At 74.4% G+C, this 10,805-nt stretch carries 11 protein-coding genes; 8 read left to right on the top strand and 3 right to left on the bottom strand.

Annotation, left to right across the window (positions count from 1 at the left end):
* Positions 1-23: 23 nt before the first annotated feature.
* Genes ACZ4W5_RS13230 through ACZ4W5_RS13220 form a run of 3 tightly spaced genes read right to left on the bottom strand, consistent with a single transcriptional unit; the run spans position 24 to position 2,475 of the window.
* Complete coding sequence (locus ACZ4W5_RS13230) at positions 24-209, bottom strand: hypothetical protein (protein WP_360237855.1); 186 nt, start codon at positions 207-209, stop codon at positions 24-26.
* Between the two features lie 41 nt (positions 210-250).
* A complete protein-coding gene (locus tag ACZ4W5_RS13225; RefSeq protein ID WP_465654257.1) occupies positions 251-1,096 on the bottom strand; it encodes a class I SAM-dependent methyltransferase in 846 nt (281 codons plus the stop codon).
* Positions 1,093-2,475 carry a cytochrome P450 gene (locus ACZ4W5_RS13220; RefSeq protein ID WP_465654255.1) on the bottom strand — a complete coding sequence of 461 codons (1,383 nt, stop codon included), beginning with the start codon at positions 2,473-2,475 and terminating at the stop codon, positions 1,093-1,095. The genes ACZ4W5_RS13225 and ACZ4W5_RS13220 overlap by 4 nt, the downstream gene beginning before the upstream one ends.
* Before the next feature lie 337 nt (positions 2,476-2,812).
* Here ACZ4W5_RS13220 and ACZ4W5_RS13215 point away from each other — a divergent pair, with 337 nt between their 5' ends.
* The 8 genes from ACZ4W5_RS13215 (at position 2,813) to ACZ4W5_RS13180 (ending at position 10,666) form a co-directional block, all read left to right on the top strand.
* A complete protein-coding gene (locus ACZ4W5_RS13215) occupies positions 2,813-3,181 on the top strand; it encodes a hypothetical protein (RefSeq protein WP_223886012.1) in 369 nt (122 codons plus the stop codon).
* Between the two features lie 93 nt (positions 3,182-3,274).
* Positions 3,275-4,267, top strand: a complete 993-nt coding sequence (locus tag ACZ4W5_RS13210) for an ABC transporter ATP-binding protein (protein ID WP_360237861.1) — start codon at positions 3,275-3,277, stop codon at positions 4,265-4,267.
* Positions 4,264-5,133, top strand: a complete 870-nt coding sequence (locus ACZ4W5_RS13205) for an ABC transporter permease (RefSeq protein ID WP_360237863.1) — start codon at positions 4,264-4,266, stop codon at positions 5,131-5,133. Before ACZ4W5_RS13210 ends, ACZ4W5_RS13205 begins: the two co-directional genes overlap by 4 nt.
* Positions 5,134-5,153: 20 nt before the next feature.
* Complete coding sequence (locus ACZ4W5_RS13200) at positions 5,154-6,341, top strand: cytochrome P450 (RefSeq protein ID WP_465654252.1); 1,188 nt, start codon at positions 5,154-5,156, stop codon at positions 6,339-6,341.
* Entirely contained in the window at positions 6,338-7,609 is a 1,272-nt protein-coding gene (locus tag ACZ4W5_RS13195) for a flavin monoamine oxidase family protein (protein WP_465654250.1), read from the top strand. The genes ACZ4W5_RS13200 and ACZ4W5_RS13195 overlap by 4 nt, the downstream gene beginning before the upstream one ends.
* Positions 7,610-7,634: 25 nt before the next feature.
* Positions 7,635-8,576 carry a Rieske 2Fe-2S domain-containing protein gene (locus ACZ4W5_RS13190; protein ID WP_465654248.1) on the top strand — a complete coding sequence of 314 codons (942 nt, stop codon included), beginning with the start codon at positions 7,635-7,637 and terminating at the stop codon, positions 8,574-8,576.
* Positions 8,566-9,339 (top strand): alpha/beta fold hydrolase, encoded by a 774-nt coding sequence (locus tag ACZ4W5_RS13185; RefSeq protein ID WP_465654246.1) that lies wholly within the window; start codon positions 8,566-8,568, stop codon positions 9,337-9,339. Before ACZ4W5_RS13190 ends, ACZ4W5_RS13185 begins: the two co-directional genes overlap by 11 nt.
* A gap of 115 nt (positions 9,340-9,454) precedes the next feature.
* Entirely contained in the window at positions 9,455-10,666 is a 1,212-nt protein-coding gene (locus ACZ4W5_RS13180) for an MFS transporter (protein WP_465654244.1), read from the top strand.
* Positions 10,667-10,805: the final 139 nt, after the last annotated feature.

Raw genomic sequence — 10,805 nt, 5'->3', positions numbered from 1 at the left:
TGCTAAGCCTCCGGGCGCCATCGTCAGTAGCGCGGCTTCCGGGTCAGCGCCAGGCCGCCCAGCAGGAAGGCCACCCCGAGCACGCCGGCGACCACCGCGGAGGTGGTGTCGGCGGGCTTGTGGCTGGCGTCCATCACGGCGGTGACCAGGCCGGCGACGGCGCTGATGTAGCAGAAGATGGTGATGAAGATCTTCACCTTGGGGTGCATGGAGGTGTTCCTTTCCGGTTTCCGGGAGGGGTGTGGTGCGGTCAGGCGGTTTCCTGCGGTCCGCGGCCCGCGGGTGCGGTCGCGGCGGCGGTGAGGCCGAGCAGCATCACCCAGGCGTCGGGGTCCGACCGGAAGCGGTTCCAGCGGTCCGCCGCGAGGGCGAGTTCGGCCAGCGAGAGGACGCCCCGGGCGACCAGCGGCTCCAGGCGCCGCGGGCCGAGCTGCGGGGCGAAGGCGTCGGTCGGGTGGTCGTCGTTGGTGGTGGCGAACGGGCGCAGCACCGGCCGTTCGAAGCCGGCCGCGCGCAGCAGCCGGGGGAGCCGGCGCGCGATCGAGCGGTCGCCGCCGTCGGCCCGCTGGGCGGCGGCCATCTTGGCGTGTACGCCCGCGAGTTCGGGGTACGAGGGTTCGGCGGCGCCCCACAGCGCGGAGTCGACCTCGGTGACGGCGACGGTGCCGCCGGGGCGCAGTACCCGGCGGACCTCGGCGAGCACCGCGACCGGGTCGGGCACGTGCTGGAGGACGTAGCGCAGCAGGACGAAGTCCACGCTCGCGTCCGGCAGCGGCAGTTCGGCGCCGTCGGCGACCAGCAGGGTCACCCCGGGGCCGGCCGCGTGGGCGAGCAGTTCGCCGTCGATGTCGGCGGCGACCAGTTCGGTACCGGCGGGCAGGGCGGCGCGCAGCCGGCGGGTCACCGCGCCCGGCCCGGCGCCGAGTTCGAGCACCGTGCGGGCCGAGGACAGGCCGAGCTCGCGCAGGATGCGCAGCTCCTCGGGGAAGGAGAGCGCGGCCTGCGCCTCCAGCCGGTCGAGTTCGGCGGCGAGGCCGCCGCCGGTGGTGCGGGCGGGGTCGTAGGAACCGCCGACCGGTCGTACGGGCGTGCTCATCGGGGCCTCGCGATCATCGTCATGCCGTGCTTGGGGCGGAGGGTGACCAGGGCCTCGGGTTCGACCGGGAAGCCCTCGACCAGCTCCAGCCGGACGGACTGGAGCAGGGAGGCGAGCACCAGGACGGCCTCCAGCATCGCGAAGTGCTGGCCGACGCAGATCCGGTCGCCGCCGCCGAACGGCAGGTAGAGGTGGCTGGGCAGGTCGGCGCCGTCGAAGCGGTCCGGGAGGTACGCGTCCGGCCGCTCCCAGTACTCGGGGTGGCGGTGCAGCACCCACTGGCTGACGCAGACCAGGGTGCCGGGCTCGACGTGGTACCCGCCGATGACGTCGGGCCCGACGGCCCGGCGGGAGATCAGCCATACCGGCGGGTAGAGCCGCATGGCCTCCTGGATCGCCCGCCGGCAGGCCGGGAGGGCGGCCAGGTCGGCGGCGGTCGGCGGGCGGCCGCCGAGGACGCGGTCGACCTCCTCGCGGACCTTGGCCAGCTCCTCGGGGTGGCGGTCGAGCAGGTAGAGGGTCCAGGTCAGGGACTTGGCGGTGGTCTCGTGGCCGGCCATCACGATGGTCAGCACCTGGTCGCGGAGGTCCTCGTCGGAGACCAGGTGGTGGCTGGACATCAGGGTGTCCAGCAGGTCGCCGCCCGCTCCGGCGGCGCCCCCGCCCGTGCCCCCGCCCGCGTTGCCCCCGCCCGTGCCCCCGCCCGTGCTGCCCCCGCCCGCGCGGCGGGCGGCGATCAGGGTGCGGGTGACGGTGTTGAGGAACACCCGGGCGCGGCCGAAGTCGGCGTACCGGCGGGCGGTGTCGGCCGGGTCCGGGTCCGGGGTCGGTACGTAGTGGCCGATGCAGCGGTTGACGGCGTCCACCGCACGGGCGAAGCCCTCGCCGATGCCGTCGAGGTCGGCGCCCAGGATGGCGTGGGTGAGGATGCCGAGGGTGAGCGCGGTGAGGTGCTGGTCCACCTCCAGCGGGGTGCCGGCCTCGATGGCGGGCCGCCAGCGCTCCAGCATCCCGGCGGTGGCGTCGGTGACGATGCCGTCGAAGGTGCGGACGGCGGTGGGGCGGAACGCGGGCGCGGTGAGGTGCCGCTGGCGGGCCCAGTCGGCGCCGTTGCTGGTCAGCAGCCCGTTGCCGAGCAGCGGGCGCAGCATGGCGTCGTCCGGGGTGCCCTCCTTGGTGTAGTTGGCGCCGTTGTCCTTGAGGACGTGCCGGGCGTACTCGGGCCGGTTGAGCAGGTAGACGGTGTCGCCGTCGGCACGGTGCCGGGTGACGTCGCCGTAGCTGCGGGCCAGGCCGGTGATGAAGTCGAGCGGCGACTCCCTCATCAGCGCCATGTCGATGTCGTCGGCAGGGCCTGGCGGGACGGTGTGCGTAGGCACGGTGCGGACCACCCCCGTGTTTCCTCTCGGTGCTCACCCGGGACTTCCGGAATGCGTACGCGCCCGGCGAACACGTACGTACGCATTTCCCGTCGATTTCCCGGTACGCATTCGGATGCGTATGTCGATACGTATTCTGATGCGTATTCAAGGGCGCGGGACGCCTGAAATCTACCGCACCGGCCGCACGTGCTCAATACTTAGTCCGGGCACCGGAAGTGAGGTCTTGGCGGCCAATTGCGGCCGTGTCATTCTTCATTCGTCGGCAGCGCCGGGAAGCACGAAAGTGCCGAGGCCGGCCGACGGCCAACCGGAAACCAGAGAAAAGGAAATTCTCATGGCTTTGGACCAGAGGAAGCGGGCCGAGTTCGTCAACGGCTACACCCGCGCCCTGATCAGCGCCTGGTCGAGCGAGGAGTACGCGGCCCGCCTGCGTACCGACGCCCGCGCCGCCCTCGCCGAGGCCGGCCTGGAGCTCCCGGCCGACGCCGAGATCGTCATCGTCCAGACTGCCGCCGAGGGCGAGCAGGAGGGCAACCTCGAGGTGCAGGTCGAGCTGTACGAGATCGGTCTGGCGACCGGCCGTTACGAGTTCCACATCCCGGAGACCCCGCAGATCGACACCGCCGAGCTCAGCGAGGGCGACCTGTCGGACATCGCGGCCGGCGGCAACTCCTGCTGCTGCCCGTGCTGCTGCTGCACCTGATCCAGCCGGGAAACCCGCAAGCCGGGCAAGGCGCCCGGCCGGTCGACCTGATGACCAGGCCGACCTGATCACCCCACCAAGGAGCGATCCACAGTGGCGACTGCCGTCGGGGAACACCCCGTCTCAGTCCGCGGCCTTCGCAAGAGCTACGGCGACTGGCACGCGGTCCAGGGTCTGGATCTGGACATCCACCAGGGTGAGGTCTTCGCCCTGCTCGGGCCGAACGGCGCGGGCAAGACGACGACCGTCGAAATCCTGGAAGGCGTCCGCCAGCGAACCGGCGGTGACGTGCGGGTCCTCGGCTGCGACCCAGCCGAGGACCGGCGCGACTGGCGCGCCAGGATCGGGGTGGTCCCGCAGACCACCGGCGCCTACTCGGACCTGACGGTCCGTGAGGTGGTCGAGCACTTCGCGGCGTTCTACCCGAACCCGCTCCCGGTCGGCCAGGTCATCGACATGGTCGGACTGGGCAAGCACGAGAAGAAGCAGAGCACCGACCTCTCCGGGGGACAGGCCCGTCGGCTCGACGTCGCGGTGGGCATCGTCGGCGACCCGGACCTGATCTTCCTCGACGAACCCACCACCGGGTTGGACCCGGTGGCTCGCCGGGAGGCCTGGGACCTGGTCCGCTACTTCTCCGAGCGCGGTCGTACCACCGTGCTCACCACGCACTACCTCGACGAGGCCGAGGCGCTGTGCGAGCGCGCCGCGGTGATCGTCGCCGGCCGGGTGGTCCAGTGCGGGCCGCTGGCCGAGTTCGGCGGCCGAACGCAGACTCCGACCACGGTCTCCTTCCGGATTCCGCCGGAGCTGGCCGGCCGCACGCTGCCGTCGTTGCCACCCGGGGCCGACCCGGCCCCGGTGGGCGCGGACGGCGTGCTCAGGATCGGCACCCACGCCCCGACCGCGCTGCTCGCGGCGCTGGTCCCGTGGGCGCACCAGGCGGGGGTGGGCGAGCTGCCCGAACTGCGGGTGCACCGGCCGACCCTGGAGGACGTGTACCTGGACCTGATCAGGGAGCACGCCGACGGCACCGACCGCGGCGCCGACACCACCCAGCTCATCTCCGAGGCGGGCACGCGATGACCCTCACCCAGCCCAGCACGACCGCCCCGGTCACCGGCACCCCCCGGGCGGCCCGGCACACCGGCCGGCTGCCCGGCATCTGGCGGGCCGGCGCGGCCCGCTCGAAGGTCGAACTGCGCGCGTTCTTCCGGAACAAGCAGTCGCTGGTCTTCACCCTGATGTTCCCGGTGATCCTGCTGGTCGTCTTCGGCTCGATCTTCTCCGGGAAGGTGGCCGGCACCGACACCGACCTCAAGCAGGTGTTCATGGCCGGCATCATCGCCGCCGGCGTGATGAGCACCTCCTTCTCCGGCCTCGCGATCAACATCGCGATCGAGCGCGACACCGGCACCGTCCGCCGGCTCGCGATGACCCCGATGCCCAAGTCGGCGTACTTCGTCGGCAAGCTGGTGCGGGTCATCGTCACCACCGCGCTGGAGGCCGTGCTGCTGATCGGCATCGCGCTGGCCCTGTTCGGGCTGCCGCTGCCCAGCACCCCGGAACGCTGGTTCACCCTCGGCTGGGACCTCGCGCTCGGTACCGTCGCCTGTGCGATGGCCGGCGCCGCCTACTCGGCGCTGATCCCCAACAGCCGGTCCGCGGCGGCGATCGTCACCCCGGTCTTCATGGTGCTGCAGTTCATCTCCGGCGTGTTCTTCCCGTTCGGCCAACTCCCCGCCTGGATGCAGACGGTGGCGGCGTTCTTCCCGGTCAAGTGGATGGCCCAGGGCTTCCGCTCGGTCTTCCTGCCGGACTCCTTCACCGCCGTGGAGCCCGCCGGGAACTGGGAACTGGGCCACATCGCCATGGTCCTGGTCGCCTGGTCGCTGGCCGGCCTGGTGCTGACCGCCTTCTCCTTCCGCTGGCGCGGACCCCGGGTCCGCTGAGACCTCCTCGGAGCTGGAACATGACGACGGCACCGGTGCGCCTGCCGGAGCACCTGATCCACCCGTTCGCCCCCGCCGGGCGGGCGAACCCGCACCCGGCGTACCGGTGGCTCCGGGCCAACGACCCGGTCCACCACGACCCCGCGTCCCGGCTCTGGCTGGTCACCGCGCACGCCGACTGCGCGACGGTGCTGCGCGACCCGCGCTTCTCCGCCGCCCAGGGCCAGCGGGAACGCGCCCGCGAGGACGCCCTGCCGCCGTCCATGCTCACCACCGACCCGCCGGACCACCAGCGGCTCCGGGCCCCGGGGGCGCTGCTCCTGGGGCCGGCGGCCGTCCGCTCCCTCGCCGACGGGCTCGCCGCGGACGTGGACGCCCTGCTCGACCGGCTGCCGGACGGCGGGCGGGTGGACGCCGTCGCCGACCTCGGCCGGCCGCTCGCCACCGCCGTGTACGCGCGGCTGTTCGGCCTGCCCGCAGCTGAGTTGAAGCGCTTCGAGGCGCTCGCCCGGGCCGCCTCCGTCAACCTCGACCCGATGGTGCCCCCGGCCCGCGCCGCCCTCGGCCGCAGCGCCGCCACCGCGCTCACCCACTACCTGGACGGCCACACCGCCCGGGTCGAGGGCCGGGACGTCCCGCTGGCCGCCCTGGCCGCCGACGACCGGCTCAGCCGCGCCGAGATGCTCGGCGTCCTCAACCTCGCCGTGATCGGCGGCTGGCAGCCGCTCGCCGAGTTCATCGGCAACGCGCTGCACCTGCTGCTGCCCGACCGCCCGGCCGTCGCCCGGCTCGCCGCCGCCGACGAGGACCTCGCCCGCCTCGCGGTGGACGAACTGCTCCGGCTGGAGGCCCCGATCCCGTTCACCGCCCGGGTCACCACCGACCGGGTCGAACTGGCCGGCGGCGTGCTGCCGCCCGGCGCCCGGGTCCTCGCGGTGCTCACCGCCGCCAACCGAGACCCGGAGGTCTTCGCCGACCCGGACGCGCTGCGCCTCGACCGCAGCCCCAACCCCCACCTCGGCTTCGGCGGCGGCCCGCACTTCTGCCTGGCCGCCCCGCTGGTCCGGCAGACCGCGGCCCTGCTGCTGCCCCGGCTGGTCCGCCGCTTCCCGGCCCTGCGCAGCCCGGACGGTGCCCCGGACTGGGACCAGTGCCTCGTCCCCCGCCGGCTGCGGGCCCTCCCGATCGAGCTCGGGGGCGGGCTGTGACCACCTACGACGTCATCGTGGTCGGCGCCGGAGCGTCCGGGCTCAACTGCGCCCGACTGCTGGCCCGGGAGGGCCTGCGGGTCGTGGTGCACGAGGCCCGGGAGCGGCTCGGCGGGCGGATCCACACCTTCCGGCCCGCCGACGGCGGCCCGCCGCTGGAACTCGGCGCCCAGGTCGTGCACGGGGAGCACAACCCGGTGCACGACCTGCTCGGCCCCGGCCGTACCGCGGCCGTCCCGCGCCGGGTCACCGCCCGGATCGTCGAGGACGGCGCCGAGCGGTCGATGGGCGCGCTGAGCACCGGCCGCCGCGCCCCTTGGCAGCTGGAGGCCGCGCTGCTGCGCACGCCCGGTGTCACCGGCCTGTCCGTCGGCAGCTGGCTGCGCGCCTGCGGCAGCACCGGCGCCGAGGCCGCGGCCGCCACCGAGTGGTTCCGGCAGAACTGGGCCACCGACCCGGAGCAGCTGAGCGCCGCCGGAGTCGCCGCCGCACACCGCGGGGACGCCGTCGGCGAGGGCGAGTTCGCCGTCGACGGCGGCTTGGCCCGGCTGCCCGAGCGGCTGGCCGAGGGGCTGGACGTCCGGCTCGGCTCGGTGGTCCGGGAGTTGTCGTACGAGCCCGGTCAGGTCACGGTACGGACGGACGCCGGGAGCGCGGTCGCCCGCGCTGTCGTGCTCACCGTCCCGCCGGCCGTGGCGATGCCCGGCCTGCCCGCGTGGAAGCTGGCGGCTGCCGCCGACCTGCCCGCCGGGGACGGCTGCTGTGCGGTGGTCACCCTGGACCGGCCCGCGCCCGACACCGTGATCGTCTTCGACGTGGACGGCCGCACCGGCTTCACCCGCTGCGCCGCCGGGCGCCCCGAGGTGCTGGTGGTCGCCAAGGCGGGCGCCGCCGCCTCGCTGCGCGCGGCCGTCGCCGACCGTACGGCGCTGGCCGACCGTACGGCGCTGTCCGAGCTGCTGGCCACCGCCCTGCCCTGGACCTCCGGTGCCACCGTGCTGGACGTCGCGGTCGCCGACTGGGGCCAGGACCCGTACGCGCGCGGGGCGTTCACCGCACCCCGGGCCGGTCTGGAGGACGCTGCCGGGCAGTGGGCCGAGCCGGTCGACGACACCCTCTTCTTCGCCGGCGAGGCGACGGTCGCGGGCGAGCAACTGCCCTGGGTGCAGGGCGCCCTGGCGAGCGGCGAGCGGGCCGCCGAACAAGTCCTCAAGGCGCTCCGACGAACGCGCTCCGATGAACGCCCGCCGATGAACGCCCGCCGATGAACGCCCTCCGATGATCGTGAGCCCGATGACCGTGCACCACGGCTGGTACCTGCTGGCCTTCCGATCCGAACTGGCCGACGACATCACCCCGTTGGCGATCGGACCGCGCCGCCTGATCGCCGTCCGCGACGGCGGGCGGGTCCGCGTCCTGGACGCCAACTGCCCGCACCGCGGCGCCCACCTGGGCTACGGCGGGCGGCGCGAGGGCGACTGCGTGGTCTGCCCCTTCCACGGCAAGCGGATCGGCCTCGGCGACCCGTCCAAGCACTGGTCCGTCGCCGAGCACCGGGTGCTGGAGTGGGGCGACGCCGTGTTCGTCCGACTCTCCGAGCACCCGGACGGCGACCGCGGCTTCGAGCGGTCGGTCCAGGGCTGGCAGGAGGAGTACCCGCTGGTCGCGGCCGTCTCCCTGCCGGTCGCGGTGCCGTCCGAGTACGTCGTCGAGAACGCCTTCGACCCGGACCACTTCAAGGCCGTCCACGGCGTCCCCGGCAACCGGGGGATGGCCACCCGGGCGGGTGAGCACGGCGAGCTCGTCATCGAGGGCGAGTTCCTGATGCAGACCTCGCCCTGGCAGGACGCCCGCACGCTGGAGGAGATCCGCTGGGAGGCGGTGCGCACCGGCCGGGTCCGCTGGGACTTCAAGCCGCGCTTCCACGCCCAGGCGTTCAGCCCCAACGTGGTGGTCACCGAGTTCGGCCCGCCCGAGACCCGGCAGGTGATCGTCACCGGCTCCGTCCCGACCGGGGACGGCGGCTGCGTCGCCCGGGTCGCCATCGGCGTCCGCGAGGACCAGCGGGCGGCGCTGCCGGCCCTGCTCGGTGGCAGCGAGAAGGCGCTCGCCGAGGACAAGGTGGTCTGGGAGCACCTGGACCACACCATGACCCCGCGCTACGACGCCCGCGACGAGCCGGTGCTCGCCTTCCGCCGGTTCTGCGCCGACTTCGGAGCCCGACTTGACGACTGACCTGAACCTCCACCGCCAGGGCGAGGGCCCGGCCGTGCTGTGGATCCACGGCTACACCATGGACTCCACCACCTGGCAGCCGCTGTGGGACCGCCTCCCCGGCTTCACCCACATCGGCGTCGACCTGCCCGGCCACGGCGGCTCCGCCCCGCTCCCCCCGGGGCTGACGCTCCCTGCCCTGGCCGGGCAGCTGGCCGAGGTGGCGAAGGAGACCGGCGCCCGCCGACTGGTCGGCCTCTCCTTCGGCTCCGTCTCGGCCCTCCAGCTCGCGATCCAGCAGCCCGGAGCGCTCGACCGGCTGGTCCTCGCCGCCCCCACCCTGGCCGGCACCCCCAACGAGGACTCCGCCCGGGTCCGCTACCAGCAGCTGACCATGCTCCACCGCATGGTCGGCCCCGGCGAACAGCTCGCCGACCTCTGGATGCAGTCCCCGCCGGACATCTTCACCGGCACCCGGCGCCACCCCGAACTCCGCGCCGCCCTCCGGGAAGTGGTCGCCCGGCACAGCTGGGCCGAGCTCGGCAACCGCGCCATGGACGCCCTCACCGCCCACCGGCACACGGTGGACGACCTGCGCCGGATCACCGCCCGCACCCTGGTCGTCCTGGGCGAGGAGGACATGCCCGCCTTCACCCGCAACGCCGAGCTGCTCCGCGACACCGTCCCGGACTGCCGGCTGGCGACCCTGCCGGAGACCGGCCACCTGCCGCTCCTCGAACGCCCCGACGCCTGCGCCGAGTTGCTCGCGGACCACCTCGCCTGAGCCCAGGGCCGTCCACCTCGCCTGAGCCCCGGGCCGGCCACCTCGCCCGAGCCCCGGGCCGTCCAGGTCGCATTCACGCCAGCGCCGGGGCCGGGGCCGCTGCTGCACTGGACGGGTGTCCACCACCCTCCGCCCCACCTCACCCGCCACCGCCCGTACGCCAGAACGGGGTTGGCCGGCCGTCGGCTCCCTCATGGCGGGGATCTTCGCCATCGTCACCACCGAGATCCTGCCGATCGGCCTGCTCACCCCGATCGGCGCCACCTTCCGGATCTCGGACGGCACCGCCGGGCTGATGATGACCCTGCCGGGCGCCGTCGCGGCGGTCGCCGCCCCCGCCGTGACGGTCGCCGTGCGGCGGGCCGACCGGCGCGCCGTGCTCTGCGGCCTGATGCTCGCCCTCGCGCTCGCCGACCTCCTCAACGCGCTCGCCCCCGGCTACTGGGCGGTGCTCACCGCCCGGATCGTGCTCGGGGTCGTCATCGGCGCGTTCTGGTCGCTCGGCGCCGGGCTCGCCCCGCGTCTGGTCGGCGCCGAGCGGCAGGCGCGGGCCAACTCCGTCATCTTCTCGGCGGTACCCCTGGGCTCGGTCCTCGGCGTACCCGCCGGGGTCCTGCTCGGCCACCTGGCCGGGTGGCGGGCCGCCTTCGCGGCGATGGCGCTGCTGAGCCTCGCCGTGGCCGCCGCCCTCGCCGTGACCCTGCCCGCGCTGCCGCCGCAGGCCCCCACCCGCCTCGCCGTGCTGCGCGGGCTGCTGCGCACCGGGCCGGTCCGGGCCGGCCTGGTCGTCACCCTGCTGCTGGTGACCGCCCACTTCGGCACGTACACCTATGTCACGCCCTTCCTGGAGGACGTGACGCACGCCGGGCCGGACGCCGTCTCCGTGCTCCTGCTGGTCTACGGGGCCGCCGGCGTCGCGGGCAACTTCGCGGGCGGGCTGTGGGCCGGTCGGCGCCGCGGCGCCCTCACCCTCGCGATCGGCCTGCTCGCGGCCTCGGTCCTGCTGCTCCCGGTCCTCGGGGCGTCCCGGCCGGGTGCGGTGCTGCTGCTCGTCACCTGGGGCCTCGCGTACGGCGCCGTCCCGGTCTGCGTGCAGGCCTGGTTCGTCCGCGCGGCCCCGCACGCCCCGGAGGCGGCCACGGTGGTGTTCACCTCCTCCTTCCAGGCCACCATCTCGCTCGGCGCCCTGGCCGGTGGCGCGGTCGTCGACGCCTCCTCGCCGTCCGCGGTGCTGGTGGTCGGCGGGTGCGTCGCGCTCCTCGCCGCGGCGGTGGCGCAGGTCGGCTCGCGGTCCGTCAGCGCCACCCCCGGAAAGGCCACCCCCTGAAAGCCCGAGGAGCGGGGGGGGGGGCCCCCCCCCCCCCCCCCCCCCCAGGGGGGGGGGTGCTCCCTGGGGGGGGGCTCTCTTGAGGTGGTGTCTCCCGAGCCGAGGACACCGGTGGTGGCCCCTTATCACACTTTTGAGG

It is taken from the genome of Kitasatospora sp. NPDC029367 (assembly GCF_055569135.1).
This window is presented reverse-complemented; position numbering and strand designations above follow the sequence as displayed.

Bases quoted from the DNA above. Each gene is read 5' to 3' on its own strand.
- ACZ4W5_RS13200 (WP_465654252.1), top strand. From the start codon at position 5,154: ATGACGACGGCACCGGTGCGCCTGCCGGAGCACCTGATCCACCCGTTC.
- ACZ4W5_RS13205 (WP_360237863.1), top strand. From the start codon at position 4,264: ATGACCCTCACCCAGCCCAGCACGACCGCCCCGGTCACCGGCACCCCC.
- ACZ4W5_RS13230 (WP_360237855.1), bottom strand. From the start codon at position 209: ATGCACCCCAAGGTGAAGATCTTCATCACCATCTTCTGCTACATCAGC.
- ACZ4W5_RS13190 (WP_465654248.1), top strand. From the start codon at position 7,635: ATGACCGTGCACCACGGCTGGTACCTGCTGGCCTTCCGATCCGAACTG.
- ACZ4W5_RS13215 (WP_223886012.1), top strand. From the start codon at position 2,813: ATGGCTTTGGACCAGAGGAAGCGGGCCGAGTTCGTCAACGGCTACACC.
- ACZ4W5_RS13225 (WP_465654257.1), bottom strand. From the start codon at position 1,096: ATGAGCACGCCCGTACGACCGGTCGGCGGTTCCTACGACCCCGCCCGC.